Raw genomic sequence first — 21084 nt, 5'->3', positions numbered from 1 at the left:
TATATTACTAATTAAAAATAAAGTCCAAATCCTATGCGCACTCCGAAACCTGAATAGTTAGAATCCTTGGTACTGTGCTCATAATACACCTCAGGCTCAACAGTCAGTTTGCCTGTCAGGAAGTAAGCATAGCCTACACTCAGCTCAGGACGGAAATCGCTGAAGTCGTCGCACTTGGCATATTTGGCTGTAGCACCTGCGTACAGTCCGCAACTCTCGAAATAATAGCGTAAACCAGCACCCAGCTGTACGACATCAGGCATATCGGTCTGAGCGTCATAGCCCAACTGACCTACCACCATCCAGTCGTCGGCAATCAGATAGCCCGCCTTAGCCTGCAGGTTGAGATTCCAGTCGCTACCCTTATGATAGCTCAGACTGGCGCCTGAGGCCGAAGCTCCTACATAGAACTTACCCTGGCTGAAAACCTTTTCCGAATCGTTCAGATACTGTGCCTGAGCGCCAATTGCCATCATTAAGGCGATGGCTGCCATCATAAGTTTTTTCATAATCATCCGTTTTTTTAGTTTTTATTCTTTTTATACCATAATACAAACCAGGCGATAGCAATTATCAGGCAGACGATGCCGTAGATATAACCATCGTTACCAAGACCTAACATCTGTTTCGAAACGAAGAAGTAGGTAGAGCAAACCGTTGTCATAAACAAGGCAGGAATCAGCGTAAGCCAGAAGCACTTCTTGTTGCGAACCAGATAAACGGTGATGGTCCAGAGCGTGAATACGCTGAGTGCCTGATTGCTCCAGCCGAAGTACTGCCAGATGGTGTTGAAACCATCAGGATTCTCAATCTGCCAGATCAACATCGCGATAGAGCAAGCAAACATGGGGACGCAGATCATCAAACGCTTGGGGATGGGACGTTGGTCCATCTTCAACCACTCGGCCACAATCAGTCGGCCAGAACGGAAAGCTGTATCACCCGAAGTGATAGGCGCAGCGACAACTCCCAGCATTGCAAGGATAGCACCAACCACACCCAGCCAATCGTTGCATACCAAGTTGACAACAGCTGGTGCCGATGTATGGAATCCGCTTGTAGCCTGTTCGATGAGTTCGTAGCCAGGTGCTGGATTACCATAGAAGAACCACGATGATACCGTAGCCCAGATAAGCGCTACAATACCCTCGGTAATCATGGCGCCATAGAAGATAGGACGGCCCATCCTCTCGCTCTTGACGCAGCGCCCCATCAGCGGGCTCTGGGTAGCGTGGAAACCAGAGATAGCACCACAGGCCACCGTGATAAAGAGGGCTGGGAAGATGTTATCCTTCCAGGTATCAGGCTCGGTAGCAGCACCCAAATTATAGAAACTGTTCCAAAGCTCAGGCACTGTGGGCCAATGCAGGAACAGCCACACCATCAGCGCACCTGCCATAAACAGCAGCGAGAAGGCGAAGAGTGGATATACCTTACCAATAATCTTATCGATAGGCAGCATAGTAGCAATGATGTAGTAGCAGAAAATAATGGCTACCCACATCATCGTCTCACCGCCGATAGAATGCAGAATCTCAGCAGGGCTGTAAACAAACACCGTTCCTACCATAATCAGCAGCAGCACGGTGAATACCAACATGATGTTCTTGGTGGTCTTGCCCAGATATTTACCAATCATCTCGGGCAGTCCGGCACCATCGTGGCGCATAGACAGCATACCAGAGAAATAATCGTGAGTAGCGCCGGCAAAGATACAGCCGAACACAATCCACAGATAGGCCACCGGACCAAACTTGGCACCCATGATAGCACCGAAGATAGGTCCTGTTCCAGCAATGTTTAGGAACTGAATCATAAAGATCTTCCACGAGGGCAACACGATGTAATCCAGTCCGTCGGCCTTCGCTACGGCGGGCGTCACACGATCATCTGGGCCAAATACACGCTCTACGAGTTTACCGTAGAACAAGTAGCCCATCACAAGAGCCGCAAGACTCAACACAAACGAAATCATCTTTCTTTAGCTGTTTTTGAATAATTTTTGTGCAAAAGTAGTGTTTTTATTTGAGAAATGGAAAAAATAAGCTAACTTTGCACCAAAATTCGTAAAAAAAGCAGCATTTTGAAGACAATTATACATATTTTCGTGCTTTTAGCACTAGTGCTAAGTACAAAAGCAAACAACCCGAAACATGAAGTCAGAGCCGTCTGGCTGACCACCATCGGTGGCATCGACTGGCCCCACTCCTACTCCTCGGCTAACCAACAGCGTGAACTGATAACGATTCTCGACCAATTGCAATTGGCTGGTATCAATACCGTCATGATTCAGACACGCGTCAGAGCAACCACTATCTTCCCGACAACTATCGAGCCTTGGGACGGATGCATCACGGGACATCCTGGTAAATCGCCAGGCTACGACCCGCTGCAGTTCTGCATCGAAGAATGTCATCGTCGCGGGATGGAGTGCCACGCATGGATTGTTACCATACCCGTTGGCAAATGGAACGGCACTGGTTGTAAACAACTCAGAATCAAATATCCCTCACTCATCCGCAAGATCGGCGATGAAGGATATATGGATCCAGAGAAGCCACAGACGGGTGACTATCTGGCACAATTCTGCGCAGAGGTAACACGACGATACGATGTGGATGGTATTCATCTCGATTATATCCGCTACCCCGAAACCTGGAAGCTGAAAGTGTCGCGTCCACAAGGTAGAGAGTACATTACTAACATCGTCAGGAAGATTAACCATAGGGTTAAAGCATTAAAGCCATGGATTAAGCTATCGTGCTCGCCTATAGGCAAATACGACGACTTGGCTCGCTATCGCAGTTCAGGCTGGAATGCCAATACTACCGTATGCCAGGATGCCCAAGGATGGCTGCGCGACGGACTGATGGACGCCCTCTTTCCGATGATGTATTTCCAAGGTAATAACTTCTACCCTTTCGCGGTTGACTGGCTGGAGCATAGCTATGGACGTATCGTAGCACCAGGACTGGCAGTCTACATGATGCATCCCCATGAGAAGGACTGGGCGCTCGAAGTGGTTACACGCGAGATGAGCGTACTGCGCGAACTTGGCATGGGCTACACCTTCTTCCGCAGTAAGTTCTTTACCGACAACACCAAGGGTATCTACGATTTCACTTACGATTTCAATAGCGTTCCCGCATTGATTCCGCCAATGACTTGGGCGGGCAAACTGGCACCATCGCCTGTAAGTAGGCTGGAACTGAAACGCAGCATGACCGCCGACAGACTCATCTGGCAACAGGCCGTCGACAATTCGGGTGCCGACTACCTATTATATAATGTGTACGCCTCGGAATCGCTGCCGGTAGATATCAGCAATCCTGAGAATCTGATAGCAACCCGCCAGCGCGAGTTAAACATCACCGTGCCCCACAAAGGGCGCACATTATACTATGCCGTTACGGCCATGAACCGCTATGGTATGGAGAGCGAGGCAGTAGCTATACCATCGTCAGCAACAGCCGGTCCAGGCAAACCATTGGATTTTAGAGCGCTGATGATGGGAAATAAGCTAAAAAAATACAAATCTGCAAAGAAATGAACTAAAATAGCAATGCTAATTGCTGAGAAATCACTAATTTTGCAACATTCATTACAACAAATCAAAAATAGAACTAATTATGGAAAGAACATGGAGATGGTTTGGCAAGAAGGACAAGATTACTCTTGCACAACTGAGACAGATTGGTGTTGAGGGCATCGTTACCGCCCTGCACGATGTGCCTCTGGGTGAAGTTTGGACACGCGAGAAGATCCGCGACCTGCGCGAGTACATCGAGAGCTATGGCATGAGATGGAGCGTGGTTGAGAGTCTGCCCGTCGTTGAGACAATCAAATACGGCGGTCCAGATCGCGATCATCAGATCGAAGTCTACAAAGAGAGTCTGCGAAACCTGGCTGCCGAAGGCATCCACTGCATCTGCTACAACTTTATGCCCGTACTCGACTGGGCTCGCACCGACTTGTTCCACGACAATCCCAACGGTGCCACTAACCTCTATTTCAACTATGCCGAATTTGCTTATTTCGACATCTATATCCTAAAGCGTCCAGGCGCTCGTGAAGAATGGGAGAAGTTCCAGTTCCCCGAGGGATGGGGCCAGGGCCGTAGCGTGATTGCCGAGTGTGACGAGCTGGCTAAGACCATGACACCCGAGAAGGACCACAAGCTGGTTGAGAACATTGTGATCAAGACACAGGGATTCGTAAGCGGTAACTTCAGCGAGAACGACGAGGCTCCTGTACAGAAGTTCCGTGAGTTCCTCGACCTCTACAAAGGGATTGACAAAGCTAAGCTGCGTGCCAACATGAAGTACTTCCTCGAGGCCATCATGCCTGTTTGCGAGGAGTGCAACATGAACATGTGCGTACACCCCGACGATCCCCCTATCGAGATTCTCGGCTTGCCACGTATCGTACGTACCGAAGAAGATATCCAGTGGTTCCTCGACGCTGTACCCAACAAGCATAACGGTCTGACATTCTGTGCTGGTTCGCTCTCAGCAGGTGCTTATAATAATGTGGTTGAGCTGGCCAAGAAGTTTGCTTCGCGCACACACTTCGTTCACCTGCGTTCGTGCCACATCTTCCCTAATGGCGACTTCACAGAGGCCTCTCACCTGGGCGGTCGTGCCGACCTGATTGAGCTCTGCCGTATCTTCGAGAAGGAGAATCCCGCTCTGCCAATGCGTGTGGATCACGGTATGACCTTCACCGACGAGCCTGGAGGTATTATGGACGAAAGCAGTCACGGTCATAATGCCGGTTACACCCTTTTGGGCCGTATGTTCGCCCTTGGACAGGTACAAGGTATTCTCGCCACCGTTGATCGCGAGTTAGGCATCGAATACAAGCAGCCTGGATTCTTTGATTAATTAATTTAGCAAAAATATGAAACTTAATGATATTTTTAGCGGTAATTATAATGCCGCAGAGTGGGAAGCCAAGGGCTACCAGCTTCCTAAGTTTGATATCAAGGCTGTACGCGAAAAGACAGCCAAAGAGCCCACATGGGTACACTTCGGTGGCGGAAACATCTTCCGCGCCTTCCCTGCTGCCATCCTGAACGATGCGCTGAACACAGGTAAGTACGACCGTGGTGTCATCGTGGCCGAGACCTTCGACTTCGAGGTGATCGACAAGGCTTACGCCCCATACAACAACCTCTCGCTACTGGTATCGCTGCAAAGCACAGGCACCATCGAGAAGAAGGTGATTGCTTCAGTAACCGAAGCCCTGAAGGCCGACCCACAGTTTGAGGATTGGAACCGCCTGGTAGAAATATTCAAGACCCCAAGTCTACAGATGATTTCGTTCACCATCACCGAGAAAGGTTATACCTACAACGAGGCTGACCTGGCTCGTGGACTGAAGCCACTCTTCGCTATGGGTAAGGTTTGTGCCCTGCTGCTCGAGCGCTTCAACGCCGGACAGTTGCCACTCACCGTTCAGAGTATGGACAACTGCTCGCACAACGGCGACAAGGTGAAGGCTGGTGTATTTGCTTATGCAGAGCGTTGGGTGAACGATGGATTGGTACCCGCTGCCTTCCTCGACTACCTGAAAGATGAGAAGAAGATCACCTTCCCTTGGTCGATGATTGATAAGATTACCCCTCGCCCACACGAGAAGGTGAAGGAAATGTTGGCTGCTGATGGTTTCGATGACAACAACTACATTGAGACTGAAAAGCACACCTTCACCGCTCCATTCGTAAATGCCGAAGAGGTACAGTACCTCGTTATCGAAGATAACTATACCAACGGTCGTCCGCCATTGGATCTGGGTGGCGCACTCTACACCACTCGCGAAACCGTCGATAAGGTTGAGACCATGAAGGTGACTACCTGTCTGAACCCTCTGCACACAGCTATGAGTATCTATGGCTGCATGCTGGGCTATACGCTGATTTCTGCCGAGATGGCCGACGAAGACCTGCGCCCATTCGTTCAGAAGCTGGGTTATATCGAGGCGATGCCAGTAGTAGTTGATCCAGGCGTACTGAACCCCTACGAGTTTATCGGCGCTGTCATCAATCGCCGCTTGCCAAACCCATTCATGCCCGATGCTCCACAGCGTATCGCCATGGATACCAGTCAGAAGCTGCCTATCCGTTTCGGCGAAACCCTGAAGAAGTACATCGCTCGTGGTTTGGATAAGAGCAACCTGGTGCTGATTCCTCTCACTTTGGCTGGTTACGCCCGCTACCTGAAGGGAATCAAGGACGATGGTACAACCTTTGATTGTTCACCCGACCCCATGCTCGAGGAACTGCAGGCTATCGTAGCTCCATTGCAGATTGGTAAGGCCGATCAGGATTGGAGCTGCCTGAAGACTCTCTACAGCCGCAAGGATGTGTTTGGACTTGACCTGTACGAGGCTGGTCTGGGCGAGCAGATTGAGGGAATGGTTAAGGAACTGTTTGCTGGCAATGGTGCCGTTCGTAGCACGCTGCACAAATACGTTTCAGCCCGCTAACAATAAACCCCTAATAATAGAGCCCACCGTATTTGGTGGGCTTTATTATTTTATTTGCACTTATCGTACCATTCACGTAAAGCTGCACGCGGTGTTCCTTGTTTGACAGACTGGTCTAATGCCGCACGGGCCTCTTTCTTACGTCCTAAGCGCAACAGTACATCCACTTTTGATGCCGTAAGATCGGCCTTATTCGGTGCTAAACGTAAAGCTTCGTCCCAATCGTAAAGCGCCGCATCATACTGTTGCAGCTGGGTTTCGAAAGCCGCACGAGCCGCGTAAGCATCGGCACTATCAGGGAACTGCTGAACGGCGCGGTTCAACTCGTCGGCTGCTTCAGTACGGCGCCCCAACAGCTGCAGAACATGGGCCAGCCCCAAGCGCGCTTCGAGATGCTCGGGCTGAATGGCCAGAAAAGCATCGTAATCGGCACGCGCCGCATCGTAATGACGCAGTTGGGTATGACAGAAAGCACGAAAGTAAAGTGCCGCCAGATTACGTTCATCGAGCTTCAGAACAGCCGAGTATTCATCGCGTGCATACTCCCACTGCTGAAGATTGATATTAGCCTCAGCCTTCTTCAGTCGCAGGTCGATATTTCGCGGATGCAGGTTTACTTGCTCTATCAGCACCGATACCGAATCGCGCCACTGTTTGGACGTCTGAGCCGATACGTCCAGCACCGCAAACAAGGCTATCGTCAATAGATATTTACGCATTCTTAATATAGTTTACAATCCACTCTCCTACTTCGCGCGTACCGTATTTCTCGCCACCCTCGACCTGAATCTCAGGTGTACGTACATTAGCATCAAGCGAAGCAGTAACAGCCTGACGGATGAGTGCGCCCTCCTGGTTCAGTCCGAAGTGTTCAAGCAGCATAGCAGCAGAGAGAATCTGAGCGATAGGGTTAGCCAGATTCTGACCAGCAGCCTGAGGCCATGAGCCGTGTACGGGTTCGAACAGTGGTGTATGCACACCTAATGACGATGAAGGCTGCAGTCCCATCGATCCTGTGATACACGAGGTCTCGTCGGTCAGGATATCGCCAAAGGTATTCTCAGTCACAATCACATCGAAATAACGAGGCTCAGTGAGTACACGCATCGAGGCATTGTCGATAAACATGTAATCGGTGGTTACCTCGGGATACTGCGACTCCATCTCCTTGGCAATCTGACGCCACAGGCGACTTGAAGCCAACACATTGGCCTTATCAACGACCGTCAGATGCTTCTTACGGGTCATCGCCATCTCGAAACCTACTTTCAGGATTCTTTCTACTTCCGGACGAGTATAGATATTGGTATCGTAGGCCTTATCATTATCCTGATATTTTGCACCAAAATACATACCACCAGTCAGCTCACGAATCACCACGAAGTCAGCACCCTTCAATAGTTCCTCCTTCAAAGGAGACTTGTGCAGCAGGCAGTCGAATGTAGCTACAGGGCGCACGTTGGCAAACAAGCCCAACTTCTTACGCATGGCCAGCAAACCTGTCTCAGGACGTATCTTAGCGGTAGGATCATTATCGAACTTCAGCGAGCCAACAGCCGCAAACAATACGGCATCGGCCTGCATGCACACCTCGTGGGTGCTATCGGGATAAGGATCGCCCACCTCTTCGATGGCATGAGCGCCACAGATAGCGGGTGTATATTCAAACTCGTGACCGAACTTGGCGGCAATCGCATCCATTACAGCCACACCTTGTTTCATAATCTCTGGGCCTATTCCATCGCCCTCTAATACAGCAATCTTCAGTTTCATATTCTATAATTCATTGTTTTGTTCGTTCTCATAAATGTTCAGCATCTTGAAGGTAGCCTTGATGGCCGCCTCGGTCTGGTCGGCATCCAGTCCGCGTGTGCGCAGAATCTTACCATTGTCGTTCCAGGTGATGACGGTCTGCACCAACGCATCGGTTCGTCCACCAGGAGGAATAGTCACAGCATAGTTCTGCAGAATGGGGAACGTGCGATCGAGATACTTCTTGTAGATGTATCGCAGACTCTTCACGAAGGCATCATACTGACCGTCGCCCGTGGCGCTGGCCTCATACTCGCGTCCGTTAATCTCTACCTTGATATTCGCTCCAGGCTTCAGTCCATAAGCCGTTGATACCACATAGCTTACCAACTTAACCTTATCCTCAGGCGCATCATGTTTCAATACGTCGGAAACAATGAACGGCAGATCTTCCTGCGTCACTATCTCCTTCTTGTCACCTAATTCCGTGATTCGCTGAGTCACACGGCGTGTCTGCTCGGGCGTGAGTTCGAGTCCCAACTCTTCCAGATTCTTGGCAATGTTTGCCTTACCGCTATTCTTACCGAGCGCATACTCACGCTTACGTCCGAATCGTTCAGGTACCAGCGCATTACAGTACAGATTGTCCTTCTTGTCGCCATCGGCATGCACGCCAGCTACCTGAGTAAACACATTGTCGCCGATAATCGGCTGATTAGGCGCAACTGCAATACCGCTATAGCTCTCCACCATACGCGAGATGTCGTTCAGTTTATCCTCACGGATATTGGTTCGGGCATTAAACTGGTCCTTCAGAATTACCTGAACACTCGATAGCGGTGCATTACCACAACGCTCACCCAGTCCGTTCACGGTTACGTGCAAGCCTTTCGCCCCACTCAGCACAGCAGCCAACGAATTTGATACAGCCAGATCGTAATCGTTATGAGCGTGGAAGTCGAAATGTGTATCGGGATAACGCTTCAGCATCTTACGGAAATACTCAATACACTGCAGCGGATTCATGATACCCAAAGTATCGGGCAACATAAAACGACGGATGCCCACATCGCACAGCGCATCCATCAACTGATACACGTAGTACGGCGATTCCTTCATGCCGTTACTCCAATCCTCAAGATACAGATTAACGGTAATGCCCTTTGTGTGGGCATATTTCACCTCGCGATGAATATCCTCAATGTGTTCCTCTGGTGTTTTCTTCAACTGTTGGGTGCAGTGCTTCAGCGAGCCTTTGGCCAACAGATTCACCGTCTTACAACCACAGCCAACCGCCCAGTCGATACTCTTACCGCCATCGATAAAGCCCAGTACCTCTACCCTCTCGAGGGCATCGATACGGGTAGCATAGCGACAAATCATGCTTACCGCCTCACGCTCACCATCCGATACACGTGCCGATGCAACCTCGATACGGTCCACATTCAGATCGTTGAGTAGCATACGGGCCATCATCAGTTTTTCATGAGGCAAGAACGATACGCCACTGGTCTGTTCACCATCGCGTAACGTAGAATCCATGATCTCTACAAACGGCTGAATGCGCTTATACTTATTTACTTGTTCGCTTGTTCCCATGCTTCTGTTTTCTGTTTATTCTCAACCAAGAAGTCGATATCGTCTAATCCGTTCATCAGGCAATGCTTCTTGTAGCCATTGATATCGAAGTGTTCACTGCGACCTGTAGCCTTGTTGGTTACCGTCTGATTTAGCAAATCTACCTCTACTTCGGTCTTGGCATCAGTCGCTATCGAGGCAAAAAGTTCAGCCAAGAAGACTTCGCTCACCACTACGGGCAACACGAAGTTATTCAGTTCATTGTTCTTATGGATATCGGCAAAAAATGAGCTGATGACCACGCGGAAACCATATCCAGCGATAGCCCAAGCTGCATGCTCACGACTACTGCCAGAACCAAAGTTCTTACCAGCTACCAGGATGCAACCCGAATACGCCGGATTGTTAAGCACAAAGTTCTCGTTCAGCGTGCCATCGGCATTGTATCGCCAGTCGCGAAACAAGTTGTCGCCGAAGAATTTCTCCTCGCGGGTAGTAGCCTTCAAGAATCGGGCAGGTATGATCTGGTCTGTGTCCACATTCTCCATCGGAAGTGGCACACAAGTGGATGTTATGATGTCGAATTTCTGTTTCATTGTTCTATTCTTCTTAAATTAACTCTCGTGGATCAGTAATTACACCCGTAATGGCTGCTGCTGCAGCGGTCAGAGGCGATGCCAATATGGTACGGGCACCAGGACCTTGGCGACCTTCAAAATTGCGGTTCGAAGTTGATACCGCCAACTTGCCAGCAGGCACCTTATCATCGTTCATTGCAAGGCAAGCCGAACAGCCTGGCTGACGGATAGCGAAACCAGCTGCCTCAAATATCTGATCAAGACCTTCCTCACGTATCTGCTTATCAACAACCCACGAGCCAGGCACCAGCCAGGCTACCACATCGGGCGACTTATGGCGACCTTTAACCAGATGGGCAAACGCACGGAAATCCTCAATACGACCATTGGTACAAGCGCCTAAGAAGACATAGTCCACCTTCGTACCCAACAATTTCTGCCCTGCCTCGAAGCCCATATAGTTCAATGCCTTCTCGAAACCAGCTTCGGGTGAATTGGCTTGTTGCGCATTACCGGGTATTGCCTCAGTGATACCAATACCCATACCAGGGTTGGTGCCATAGGTGACACGAGGTTCTATGTCAGCCGCATCGAAGGTCAGTTCCTTGTCGAATACAGCATCATCACCGCTCTTCAGTGTCTTCCAGTATGCCACAGCCTTATCCCAATCCTCACCCTTTGGCGCATATTCGCGACCTTTCAAATAATTAAAGGTGGTGCTATCAGGTGCTATAAAACCACCACGTGCCCCCATCTCGATAGAGAGATTGCAGAGTGTCAATCGGCCTTCCATCGACATTGCCTTAACAGTCGAACCTGCATATTCGATGAAGTAGCCCGTTGCACCGCTGGTAGTGATCTGCGCCATCAGATAGAGTGCCACATCCTTGGGCGTTACCCCCTTACCTAATACACCATTAATCGAAATGCGCATCGATTTGGGTTTCTGTTGCAGGATACACTGCGAAGCCATTACCATCTCAACCTCACTGGTACCGATACCAAAGGCCACAGCACCCATAGCACCATGTGTAGAGGTATGCGAGTCGCCACAGACAATCGTCATGCCTGGCAGGCTCAGGCCTTTCTCGGGACCTACCACATGGATAATACCATTATCCTTCGACATCATGCCATAGTGTGTCAATCCGAACTCTACCGCATTCTTTTCGAGCGTATCTACCTGCGCCTTCGAGATAGGGTCTGCGATAGGTTTGTCCTGATCATGTGTAGGTGTGTTATGATCGGGCATACAGTAGATTTGCTTCGGACGGAAACATTTCAATCCGCGAGCACGCATGCCGTCGAATGCCTGAGGCGATGTTACCTCGTGACAATACAAGCGGTCTATATATAACTGTGTGGGGCCGTCGGGTACTTGCTGCACCACGTGTTTATCCCATATTTTATCAAAGAGTGTATTCATTAGTCTTCCTCCTTCTTAAATTTGTTGATACAATCGACATAAGCCTCGACACTGGCGGTTACGATATCAGTATTGGCACCAAAACCATAGTAAAGTGCACCATCGTACTCCACTTGCATGTGAACTTTACCCACATCGTCAGAGCCCTTAGAGATGGCCTGAATGGTAAACTCCTTCAGCGTCATCTGTTTCATGATAATCTTCTTAAGAGCTTTGATAGCCGCATCCACAGGACCGTTACCAGAAGCTGCCGCCTCGAATTTCTGTCCACTGATGTCGAGCCCGATACTGGCCACACTCTTCACGCCCTTACCGGTAGTAACCTGCAAGAAATCAAGGCGAACGGCGTGTGTATCAGCTGTATCTGCACCAGCCAGCATCAGGGCATCAGCATCGCTCACCTCTTTCTTCTGATCAGCCAGCACCAGGAACTTCTCATATACTTTATCCAGTTTTTCCTCAGTCAGATCCACGCCGTTCACATGCAGACGATGCTTCAAGGCAGCTCGACCAGAGCGGGCGGTGAGTACAATCGAGTTATCATCAATACCCACGTCTTTGGGGTCCATAATCTCGTATGTCTGCACATTCTTCAGCACACCATCCTGATGGATACCGCTTGAGTGTGCAAAGGCATTACGCCCCACGATAGCCTTGTTAGGCTGAACAGGCATGTTCATCAAGCTCGATACCATACGGCTGGTGGGATAAATTTTGGTAGTATTGATATTGGTCTCGATGCCTAACTGCTTGTGACACTTCAGTATCATCGCGATTTCTTCGAGCGAGGTGTTACCAGCACGCTCGCCAATACCATTGATGGTTACCTCCACCTGACGGGCACCAGCCATCACACCACTGAAAGTGTTGGCTGTAGCCATACCCAGGTCGTTATGGCAATGGGTTGAGATAATGGCACGATCGATATTATCAACATGCTCCTTCAAGTACTTGATTTTCTCGAAATACTCCTGTGGCAGACAATACCCTGTGGTATCAGGAATATTCACCACCGTCGCACCAGCCTTGATAACAGCCTCTACCACCTGAGCCAGATATTCATTATCCGTACGTCCAGCATCCTCGCAGTAGAATTCCACATCGTCTACAAATCGCTTGGCATATTTGGTAGCTGCAACTGCACGCTCCAGAATTTCTTCGCGGGTAGAATTGAACTTATACAGAATATGCTCGTCGCTAGTGCCGATACCCGTATGGATACGCTTGTGTTTGGCATACTGCAGGGCTTCGAAAGCCACGTCGATATCCCGTTCAACGGCACGTGTCAGCGCACAAATCACTGGCCATGTAACCGCTTTCGAAATTTCAATCACACTGTTAAAGTCGCCTGGACTTGAGATAGGGAATCCTGCTTCGATCACGTCCACGCCCAACTGCTCAAGCGCCTTTGCCACCTGTATCTTCTCTACAGTGTTCAATTGGCATCCGGGCACCTGTTCGCCGTCGCGGAGCGTTGTGTCGAAAATAAACAATCTGTCACTCATTTCTTTTGTTTCTTAATTAATTGTTTGACTATATATTCCAAGAAAAAAGCCTTTCACACTCGGAAGTGAGAAAGGCTCTATAACATTCAGTATCATTATATCTAACTTATATACGCACCTAAATCACTTCCGCCTGCCCCATGCAGTCGAATAATAATCAGGCCGTTAAGTAGATTCAGACTCTTCATTTTTGCTTACTTTTTTAAATTCGGGTGCAAAAGTAATCATTTCTTTTGGAATAAACAAACAATTTGTAACTTTTTTATTAAGATTTCTATCAAATTATCATATTTACGCAATAATTACTTATTAAATGTTAGCCTTTTGATAGATTTTCTTCATATCGTCGGGTGTCAGCACCTCCATTGCTCCAATGTTCATCTTGCCACCCCGACTACACTTATCTACGAGAGCATCAATCTCTTCATTGGTAACCTTTCTTCCCACCAATTCTGGAATACTAATAGGCATGCCGATAGATTTAAAGAACTGCTCAACAGCTTCGATACCCTTCGTGGCACCTTCAACACCCATCACATTTCTGGCAAATTTCTCGAATCGGGCACTATGCTTATCCAGCACATAGCGCGCCCACGAGCCCCAGATGGCAGCCAGTCCCGCACCATGTGTCACACCAAACATGCCACTCAGTTCATGCTCCAATTTATGACATGCGAAATCCTTCTCCGTACCACATTCAGTCAGATCATTGTGCGATAATGAACTGGCCCACATGATGGCTGCACGATGCTTATAGTCCTCAGGCTGGTGCAGAACCACTGGCGTTGCCTCTATCACTGTGCGCAGTAGGGCTTCGGCAATGGCGTCAGTCAGCATAGCATCCTCATATTTCGAGAAGTAGCGCTCCATCGTATGCATCATAATATCGGTAGCACCTGCGGCAGTCTGATAAGCAGGCAAGGTATAGGTGCGTTCAGGATTCATGATAGCGAACTTACAGCGACTCAAATCGCTGTTCACACCACGCTTCAGCATACCATCATCGTTAGTAATCACACAACTCGACGACATCTCGGAGCCAGCAGCAGGAATTGTCAGCATAACGCCGATAGGCAGACATGACTGAGGCACCGCCTTACCATCCCAGAAGTCCCACACATCACCCTGATAACCAACACCATAGCCGATAGCCTTCGACGAATCAATCACGCTTCCGCCGCCAACAGCTAAGATAAAGTCAACATTTTCACGCTGGCATAAGGCGATACCCTCGCGTACCTTACTTAATAAGGGATTAGGCACCACCCCACCCAACTCAACAAAGCTGATACCAGCATCGCCCAGCATTTTCTCAACCTTATCAAGCAACCCTGAGCGACGGGCACTGCCTCCTCCATAGTGTACCAGCACCCTGGTACCCCCATATTGTTTAATCAACCCTGGAAGTTTCTCCTCACTCTCGCAACCAAACACCACGCGTGTAGGTGCATAAAAATTAAAGTCCTTTATCATATCGCTAGTTTTTTACGTTATTTTGCTTGCAAAGATAAGAAAATAATTTGTAACTTTGCACCCGAAATGATGTAAATAAATGAAAAAGGTATTAATATCTATTATATCACCCTTTATACTGCTGTCGGCATCTACTTACCTGATTGGCAAACCTTCGCACCAAGGTATGCAGCTGAGTACACACTTCCAACCATCAGCCGCTATGGTTGCCGACACACCGAAGCATGACAGCAAGCCTGATTTTGGCGACGAATTCAAATATTACTTCGACCGTCACAATGTGATGGACGAAGGTTACGAGATGGTGGCAGCCTTTGCCAACGGCAAGCGCCTGACGATAGAGCCAGCCCGATGTCTGACCGTCTGGAACGTAGGTCGCTGGCGTAACCGCCAGCACGAGGGCACCGTCCTCACCACCGACTCTGCAGGTTTCACGGTTATAGGCATCTATGAGGCCGACACCATCAAGACAGGTATACGTGTTGACACCTTAGGTACCTATTTGGGCGACTTCAAGGGCATAGAAGCCGACGGTCACGGCGCCTATATCGCCGAAGGCTGCTATTTCGAAGGCCACTGGGCAGAGAACCAGCGCGACGGTTTTGGCATCCAACTACTCACGCCTGCCAACGACAATCCCCGTCTGCAGGTAGGCGAATGGAAGAAAAACCGCTTCTGGGGCGAGCGCATGAAGTACACCTCGGAACGTATCTATGGCATCGACATTGCCCGCTATCAGCACGGCAAGGGGCGCCAAGTATTCCCTATCAACTGGAAGCAGCTCGGCATCAGCTATTTAGGACGTAAAAGTCATAAGAATGTACACGGCACAGCCGATTATCCCGTATCGTTCATCTTCATCAAGAGTACCGAAGGTACCACGGTACGCAACAAATACTACGTTTCCGACTATGCCGCAGCACGCAAACACGGCATCCCCATCGGCGCATACCATTTCTTCTCACTCAAGACCTCGGGCGCAGCTCAGGCACAACACTTCATCAATAACACCCTATTCAAGAAGGGCGACCTTCCCCCCGTACTCGATGTTGAACCCAGCGATGCCCAGATAGCAGCTGCTGGCGGCCCTGAGAAGATGTTCCAACAAATCCGTATATGGCTTCAACTGGTAAAAAGACGCTGCGGCGTATCACCTATCCTATACATCAACCAGATGTTCATCAACAAGTACTTCTCGCTGGCGCCAGATATCAAGCGCGACTATGACGTGTGGATAGCCCGCTATGGCGAGTACAAGCCCGATGTGCGCCTGGCCTTCTGGCAGTTGTGCCCTGACGGACGCGTCAAAGGCATACACGGTGATGTGGACATCAATGTGTTTAATGGCTACAAGAGCCAGTTTGAAACATTCGTACAACAAAAATCCATCAAATGAAGACGATACTGATCCTGGTGGGCAAGACCACCGACAAGCATTTTCAAGCAGGCATCAACGACTACTGTGACCGCATAGGCCACTATATGCCCTTCGACTTGGTAACCATCCCCGAGCTCAAGAACACCAAGAGTCTTTCAGAAGACCAACAGAAACAAGCAGAGGGCGAACTGATACTAAAACAGATTCAGACCAGCGACACCGTAGTGCTGCTCGACGAGCATGGCAAGGAGTTTCGCAGCATTGAGTTTGCCAAGTGGCTGGAGCAGAAACGCAATACGGCCCGCCGACTGATATTCGTCGTAGGCGGACCGTATGGATTTTCACAAGATGTCTATGCCCGTGCCAACGAGCAGTTGTCGCTCTCAAAAATGACATTCTCGCACCAGATGATCCGCTTGGTATTTACAGAGCAGATCTATCGTGCCTGCACCATCATCAAGGGCGAGCCTTATCACCACGAGTAATTACAGATCATTATAGTTCTGAACGCTGAAGGTAGTGATACGCATATCACCCGTTTCGTAGCCGCGCTTCAGCCAACGCTTACGCTGATCGCTGGTACCATGCGTAAACGATTCGGGCGTAGCACGCCCCTGCGCCTTCTTCTGCAGCCAGTCGTCGCCGATAGCCTTTGCCAACTCCAAGCCCTTTTCCAGATCGCCATACTCCATTGAGTGATTGATGGCATCCTCATAGTGCGCCCAAACGCCTGCATAGTAGTCGGCCAATAGCTCCAGTCGCACACTAATCTGATTAGCCGTCACTTTATCTGTCTGATTCATAGCCGAATGTGCCTTATTCAATGTACCAGTCAGATACTCTACATGATGGCCAATCTCGTGGGCAATCACATACGCATAAGCAAAAGTATTACCTTCGACACCCAACTGACGTTTCATCTGCGTGAAGAACGACAGATCAACATACAGTTTCTGGTCGGCCGAACAATAGAACGGCCCTACAGCAGCCGTAGCCGAGCCACAAGCCGAGTTGACCTGGTTGGTAAACAGCACAAGTGTAGGATACTGATACTCACCCCAACCATTCTCCTGAAAGACCTTAGTCCACACCTCCTCCGTACTGGCCAGAATCTTCTTACAGTCAGAGGCCAACTCCTGTTCCTCCTCTGTAAAATGCTCCTCACCAACGGTCTCTGTAGGCGCCTGCATGGTTTGCTGTACCACATTCTGCACCACATCCGTCACATCACCACCCTGTAGAAATGTAAACAGCGCTATCAGAATAATGCCCCCGATTCCACCAATACCAGCCTTGACACCACCGCCCATGCCGCGACGGTCATCAACATGCGAGCTTTCACGTCTTCCGTCTAATCTCATAGCTTGAAGGTTTTATTTTTTAATATTCTTATCACCGTACCGTCATGTGAAAACAGCCTTGCTTCACCTCGTATTTGATGTAGCAGCGACCTTGTTCGCGCATATCGCGCAGCACCTCTGAGAGTACATATTTCAGCGAGTCATTACGCACCGCACGACGGGCTGGTCCATCAGGATCCTCCACCGTTTCATAACGGTTATAACAGATATCGAATGTGGTACCATAGAGGTGGCATGAGTTCTCTGTAGCGTTCCCATTGTGGCGACGCAGTTTGGCCACATCCTCCTGCGAGCGGAGTACGCTGGTCACTATCGGACGATGCAAGGGAATGCCCTTGACATAGAGACTGTCGAAAAACGCCTGACCAATATCCTGCAGTAACACAGCCGCACGAGGTACCAGATACGGGATGCTGGAATAGAGGCGATCGATATGATAATACGGATTTGCGCCCACATATACCAGTTCGTTTTTGCGTTTCTCTGCATCTTCGCGATTTTTTACGCGTTTCACCCCCCACTTCATCGCAGCAGTCAGCTGCACAGCCTGCGTATCTGGGAAACAAGCCTTGAAACTTGGTACTGAATATATTTTGTGAGGTTTATCAGTTTTCAACTGAGGACCGACGATTTCTTGAGCTACAGGCTCTACCGATGGCTCATCACTTTGGCTCTCAGCCACCTGTGGATACGCTGCACGAATTGCCGCCAGCAACAAAACCATTGCCGTAAACCCCATTAAATATCGTTTTTTTGTCAGTTTCATCTAAAAATTTTCTTTTGCGTTGCAAAGATACAAATAATTTTTGTAACTTTGTGCCCAAATTTTAAAAAACTTCAGCTTTTGATAGAGAAACATATCGTATTAGAAGACATTGACCCCGTCATATTCTATGGGGTTGGCAACGGGCACTTGCAGATGATTCGCTCGCTATATCCAAAACTGCGCATCATGGCCCGTGACAATGTCATCCGTGTGTTAGGCGACGAGGAACAGATGGCAGCTTTCGAGGAAAGTGTTGAGAAGCTGCGCGCTCACGTACTCCGCTTCAACTCCCTTGGCGACGAGGATATCCTAGACATTATTAAAGGTAATCGCACGCGCGACGACGTGCCTGATGGCGTTGTAGTCTACTCCATGTCAGGACGCCCTATCAAGGCCCGTACACCCAATCAGCAACGACTCATCGAGGCCTACAACCAGAACGACATGGTGTTTGCCGTCGGACCTGCTGGTACAGGTAAAACCTATCTCTCTATCGCTTTGGCCGTCAAGGCGCTGAAGGACAAGACTGCCAAGAAAATCATCCTCTCACGTCCCGCCGTCGAGGCTGGTGAGAAACTCGGCTTCTTGCCAGGCGACATGAAGGAGAAGATTGATCCTTATCTGCAACCGCTTTACGATGCCCTTGAGGATATGCTTCCACAAGTGAAGCTGCAGGACATGATGGAGAAGCACATCATCCAGATTGCCCCATTAGCCTTTATGCGTGGTCGTACGCTCTCTGATGCTGTAGTGATTCTCGACGAGGCACAGAACACCACGCCTGCCCAGATCCGAATGTTCCTCACCCGCATGGGCTGGAATACCAAGATGATCATCACGGGCGACATGACCCAGATAGATCTGCCCCACTCACAGAAAAGCGGACTCATCGAGGCCTTGCATATATTAAATAATGTAGAAGGTATCGGGATTGTAAACCTGGACCGCGGCGACATCGTACGCCACAAGCTCGTAACCCGCATCGTGAATGCCTACGAGGAATTCGATAAGGAGATGAAAGGTGAATTTGATAATAACACAATAAAGAGATGAAAGCATTAACTAAGACGGACTTTAAGTTCGCAGGACAGAAGAGCGTGTATCATGGAAAGGTACGCGATGTGTACAACATCAACGACGATCTGATGGTGATGGTAGCCACCGATCGTATCTCAGCATTCGACGTTGTGCTGCCTAAGGGAATCCCTTTCAAGGGTCAGGTACTCAACCAGATAGCAGCCAAGTTCCTTGATGCCACTACCGACATCTGCCCTAACTGGAAATTGGCCACCCCCGATCCTATGGTTACCGTAGGTTTGAAGTGCGAAGGTTTCCGCGTGGAGATGATTATCCGCTCTATCCTGACGGGTTCAGCTTGGCGCGAGTACAAGAACGGTTGTCGTGAGCTCTGTGGCGTAAAACTGCCCGACGGCATGAAGGAAAACGAGCGTTTCCCCGAGCCCATCATCACTCCAACCACTAAGGCCGACGAAGGTCACGACATGAACATCTCGAAGGAAGAGATCATTGCTCAGGGCATCGTATCAGCTGAGGACTACGCCATCATGGAGGATTACACCCGCAAGATTTTCGCTCGCGGACAGGAGATTGCTGCCAAGCGTGGACTGATTCTTGTCGACACCAAGTACGAGTTTGGTAAGCGCGATGGAAAAGTTTACCTCATCGACGAAATCCACACCCCCGACTCAAGCCGCTACTTCTACGCTGATGGCTACGAGGAGAAACTCGCTAAGGGAGAGCCCCAGCGCCAGCTCTCTAAGGAATTCGTTCGCCAGTGGCTCATCGAGCACGACTTCATGAACGAGCCCGGACAGACAATGCCTGAGATTACCGACGAGTATGCAGAGAGCGTTTCCGACCGTTACATCGAACTCTACGAACACATTGTCGGCGAGAAGTTTGAGCGTGAAACCAGCGACGACGACATCGCCGAGCGTATCGAGAAAAACGTCAGCAACTGGTTGACAGCCTTCAAGTCTCGTTAATAGTCTACTTCAATTATCAATTGTCAACAAACATGTACGAGCAGGAGAAGATCAAGCCATACGGCGATGGCGAGAAAGCCTCACAGGTAGAACAGATGTTCGACAACATCGCGCCTACCTATGATAAGCTGAACCACCGTCTGTCGTGGGATATCGATAAGGGGTGGCGCCGCAAGGCCATCAAGGCTTTGCAGCCCTATACCCCACAGTCACTGCTCGATATCGCCACTGGCACAGGCGATTTTGCCATTCTGTCGGCCCAGATGCTGAAGCCCGCCCGCTTAGTGGGCGCCGACATCAGCGAGGGTATGATGGAGATAGGCCGTCAGAAGGTAAAGGCACTCGGTCTCGACCATATCGTGACTTTCGAGAAAGAAGACTGCCTGAACCTGTCATACCATAGCGACACTTTCGATGCCGTGACCGCAGCCTTCGGTATCCGCAACTTTGCCGACCTCGATGCCGGTTTACGCGAGATTTACCGTGTACTCAAACCAGGCGGTCACCTCTCTATCGTCGAACTTACGTCGCCCGTCTCGTTCCCCATGAAGCAGTTGTTCCATATCTACGCACACACCGTGCTGCCTGTATATGGACGACTGATCAGCAAGGACACCAGCGCCTACCCCTATCTCACCAAGACCATCGAGGCTTTCCCACAAGGTGAGCGCATGGTCGATATCCTGCTGAAGGCCGGCTTTGTCGAAGCTTCATTCAAGCGGTTAACGTTTGGCATTTGCACGATGTATTTCGCAACTAAATAGGTATTATAAAA

Annotated in this window: 19 protein-coding genes; 8 read left to right on the top strand and 11 right to left on the bottom strand. The window is 49.6% G+C overall.

Annotated features, from left to right (window positions below):
• Positions 1–11 precede the first annotated feature (11 nt).
• Together T491_RS0108145 and T491_RS0108140 are read right to left on the bottom strand one after the other, a co-directional pair.
• Entirely contained in the window at positions 12–509 is a 498-nt protein-coding gene (locus T491_RS0108145) for an outer membrane beta-barrel protein (RefSeq protein WP_081773306.1), read from the bottom strand.
• Positions 510–523: 14 nt separating this feature from the next.
• Positions 524–1975 carry a carbon starvation protein A gene (locus tag T491_RS0108140; protein WP_028903459.1) on the bottom strand — a complete coding sequence of 484 codons (1452 nt, stop codon included), beginning with the start codon at positions 1973–1975 and terminating at the stop codon, positions 524–526.
• Positions 1976–2122: 147 nt separating this feature from the next.
• Here T491_RS0108140 and T491_RS0108135 point away from each other — a divergent pair, with 147 nt between their 5' ends.
• The 3 genes from T491_RS0108135 to T491_RS0108125 all read left to right on the top strand — a co-directional run bounded on the left by T491_RS0108135 (position 2123) and on the right by T491_RS0108125 (position 6486).
• Positions 2123–3550: a glycoside hydrolase family 10 protein gene (locus T491_RS0108135; RefSeq protein WP_231480219.1), complete on the top strand. Its 1428-nt coding sequence runs from the start codon at positions 2123–2125 to the stop codon at positions 3548–3550.
• A 79-nt stretch (positions 3551–3629) separates the two neighbouring features.
• Positions 3630–4883: a mannonate dehydratase gene (uxuA, locus tag T491_RS0108130; protein ID WP_013064172.1), complete on the top strand. Its 1254-nt coding sequence runs from the start codon at positions 3630–3632 to the stop codon at positions 4881–4883.
• 16 nt (positions 4884–4899) lie between these two features.
• Positions 4900–6486 carry a mannitol dehydrogenase family protein gene (locus T491_RS0108125; RefSeq protein WP_028903457.1) on the top strand — a complete coding sequence of 529 codons (1587 nt, stop codon included), beginning with the start codon at positions 4900–4902 and terminating at the stop codon, positions 6484–6486.
• 50 nt (positions 6487–6536) lie between these two features.
• On the opposite strand, the gene T491_RS0108120 is transcribed toward T491_RS0108125, so the two are convergent.
• From T491_RS0108120 to T491_RS0108090, 7 genes are all read right to left on the bottom strand, one after another.
• Complete coding sequence (locus tag T491_RS0108120) at positions 6537–7205, bottom strand: tetratricopeptide repeat protein (protein WP_036915710.1); 669 nt, start codon at positions 7203–7205, stop codon at positions 6537–6539.
• Complete coding sequence (gene leuB / locus T491_RS0108115) at positions 7198–8259, bottom strand: 3-isopropylmalate dehydrogenase (RefSeq protein ID WP_028903455.1); 1062 nt, start codon at positions 8257–8259, stop codon at positions 7198–7200. The genes T491_RS0108120 and leuB overlap by 8 nt, the downstream gene beginning before the upstream one ends.
• Positions 8260–8262: 3 nt before the next feature.
• A complete protein-coding gene (locus T491_RS0108110; RefSeq protein WP_028903454.1) occupies positions 8263–9837 on the bottom strand; it encodes an alpha-isopropylmalate synthase regulatory domain-containing protein in 1575 nt (524 codons plus the stop codon).
• Positions 9816–10412 (bottom strand): 3-isopropylmalate dehydratase small subunit, encoded by a 597-nt coding sequence (gene leuD, locus T491_RS0108105; RefSeq protein ID WP_028903453.1) that lies wholly within the window; start codon positions 10410–10412, stop codon positions 9816–9818. The genes T491_RS0108110 and leuD overlap by 22 nt, the downstream gene beginning before the upstream one ends.
• Positions 10413–10425: 13 nt before the next feature.
• Positions 10426–11820, bottom strand: a complete 1395-nt coding sequence (gene leuC / locus T491_RS0108100; protein WP_028903452.1) for a 3-isopropylmalate dehydratase large subunit — start codon at positions 11818–11820, stop codon at positions 10426–10428.
• Positions 11820–13325 (bottom strand): 2-isopropylmalate synthase, encoded by a 1506-nt coding sequence (locus T491_RS0108095; protein WP_028903451.1) that lies wholly within the window; start codon positions 13323–13325, stop codon positions 11820–11822. Before T491_RS0108095 ends, leuC begins: the two co-directional genes overlap by 1 nt.
• Positions 13326–13634: 309 nt before the next feature.
• A complete protein-coding gene (locus T491_RS0108090; RefSeq protein WP_028903450.1) occupies positions 13635–14795 on the bottom strand; it encodes an iron-containing alcohol dehydrogenase in 1161 nt (386 codons plus the stop codon).
• 82 nt (positions 14796–14877) lie between these two features.
• Here T491_RS0108090 and T491_RS0108085 point away from each other — a divergent pair, with 82 nt between their 5' ends.
• Both T491_RS0108085 and rlmH read left to right on the top strand, forming a co-directional pair.
• Positions 14878–16194 (top strand): GH25 family lysozyme, encoded by a 1317-nt coding sequence (locus T491_RS0108085; protein ID WP_028903449.1) that lies wholly within the window; start codon positions 14878–14880, stop codon positions 16192–16194.
• A complete protein-coding gene (gene rlmH, locus T491_RS0108080; protein WP_028903448.1) occupies positions 16191–16661 on the top strand; it encodes a 23S rRNA (pseudouridine(1915)-N(3))-methyltransferase RlmH in 471 nt (156 codons plus the stop codon). The genes T491_RS0108085 and rlmH overlap by 4 nt, the downstream gene beginning before the upstream one ends.
• Here the strand turns inward: rlmH and T491_RS0108075 are convergent, their stop codons facing one another.
• Positions 16662–17537 (bottom strand): neutral zinc metallopeptidase, encoded by an 876-nt coding sequence (locus T491_RS0108075; protein ID WP_028903447.1) that lies wholly within the window; start codon positions 17535–17537, stop codon positions 16662–16664.
• 31 nt (positions 17538–17568) lie between these two features.
• A complete protein-coding gene (locus T491_RS0108070; protein WP_028903446.1) occupies positions 17569–18303 on the bottom strand; it encodes a DUF5715 family protein in 735 nt (244 codons plus the stop codon).
• Between the two features lie 78 nt (positions 18304–18381).
• Between T491_RS0108070 and T491_RS16030 the strand changes: the two genes are divergently transcribed.
• From T491_RS16030 to ubiE, 3 genes are read left to right on the top strand one after another with little or no spacing between them, the layout of a single operon-like run.
• On the top strand, positions 18382–19356 hold the full coding sequence (locus tag T491_RS16030; RefSeq protein ID WP_036915708.1) for a PhoH family protein: 975 nt from the start codon (positions 18382–18384) through the stop codon (positions 19354–19356).
• Positions 19353–20309: a phosphoribosylaminoimidazolesuccinocarboxamide synthase gene (locus T491_RS0108060; RefSeq protein ID WP_028903445.1), complete on the top strand. Its 957-nt coding sequence runs from the start codon at positions 19353–19355 to the stop codon at positions 20307–20309. Before T491_RS16030 ends, T491_RS0108060 begins: the two co-directional genes overlap by 4 nt.
• Before the next feature lie 32 nt (positions 20310–20341).
• Positions 20342–21073 (top strand): bifunctional demethylmenaquinone methyltransferase/2-methoxy-6-polyprenyl-1,4-benzoquinol methylase UbiE, encoded by a 732-nt coding sequence (gene ubiE / locus T491_RS0108055; protein ID WP_028903444.1) that lies wholly within the window; start codon positions 20342–20344, stop codon positions 21071–21073.
• Positions 21074–21084: the final 11 nt, after the last annotated feature.

The sequence above is a fragment of the Prevotella sp. P6B4 genome, assembly GCF_000619985.1.
Lineage (GTDB): Bacteria > Bacteroidota > Bacteroidia > Bacteroidales > Bacteroidaceae > Prevotella.
Note: the sequence above shows the minus strand (reverse complement) of the source record. Positions and strands in the feature narration are given on the sequence as shown.

Coding starts and splice junctions, on each gene's coding strand:
- T491_RS0108145 (WP_081773306.1), bottom strand. CDS start 509: ATGAAAAAACTTATGATGGCAGCCATCGCCTTAATGATGGCAATTGGC.
- T491_RS0108140 (WP_028903459.1), bottom strand. CDS start 1,975: ATGATTTCGTTTGTGTTGAGTCTTGCGGCTCTTGTGATGGGCTACTTG.
- uxuA (WP_013064172.1), top strand. CDS start 3,630: ATGGAAAGAACATGGAGATGGTTTGGCAAGAAGGACAAGATTACTCTT.
- T491_RS0108125 (WP_028903457.1), top strand. CDS start 4,900: ATGAAACTTAATGATATTTTTAGCGGTAATTATAATGCCGCAGAGTGG.
- T491_RS0108120 (WP_036915710.1), bottom strand. CDS start 7,205: ATGCGTAAATATCTATTGACGATAGCCTTGTTTGCGGTGCTGGACGTA.
- leuB (WP_028903455.1), bottom strand. CDS start 8,259: ATGAAACTGAAGATTGCTGTATTAGAGGGCGATGGAATAGGCCCAGAG.
- T491_RS0108110 (WP_028903454.1), bottom strand. CDS start 9,837: ATGGGAACAAGCGAACAAGTAAATAAGTATAAGCGCATTCAGCCGTTT.
- leuD (WP_028903453.1), bottom strand. CDS start 10,412: ATGAAACAGAAATTCGACATCATAACATCCACTTGTGTGCCACTTCCG.
- leuC (WP_028903452.1), bottom strand. CDS start 11,820: ATGAATACACTCTTTGATAAAATATGGGATAAACACGTGGTGCAGCAA.
- T491_RS0108095 (WP_028903451.1), bottom strand. CDS start 13,325: ATGAGTGACAGATTGTTTATTTTCGACACAACGCTCCGCGACGGCGAA.
- T491_RS0108085 (WP_028903449.1), top strand. CDS start 14,878: ATGAAAAAGGTATTAATATCTATTATATCACCCTTTATACTGCTGTCG.
- rlmH (WP_028903448.1), top strand. CDS start 16,191: ATGAAGACGATACTGATCCTGGTGGGCAAGACCACCGACAAGCATTTT.
- T491_RS0108075 (WP_028903447.1), bottom strand. CDS start 17,537: ATGAGATTAGACGGAAGACGTGAAAGCTCGCATGTTGATGACCGTCGC.
- T491_RS0108070 (WP_028903446.1), bottom strand. CDS start 18,303: ATGAAACTGACAAAAAAACGATATTTAATGGGGTTTACGGCAATGGTT.
- T491_RS0108060 (WP_028903445.1), top strand. CDS start 19,353: ATGAAAGCATTAACTAAGACGGACTTTAAGTTCGCAGGACAGAAGAGC.
- ubiE (WP_028903444.1), top strand. CDS start 20,342: ATGTACGAGCAGGAGAAGATCAAGCCATACGGCGATGGCGAGAAAGCC.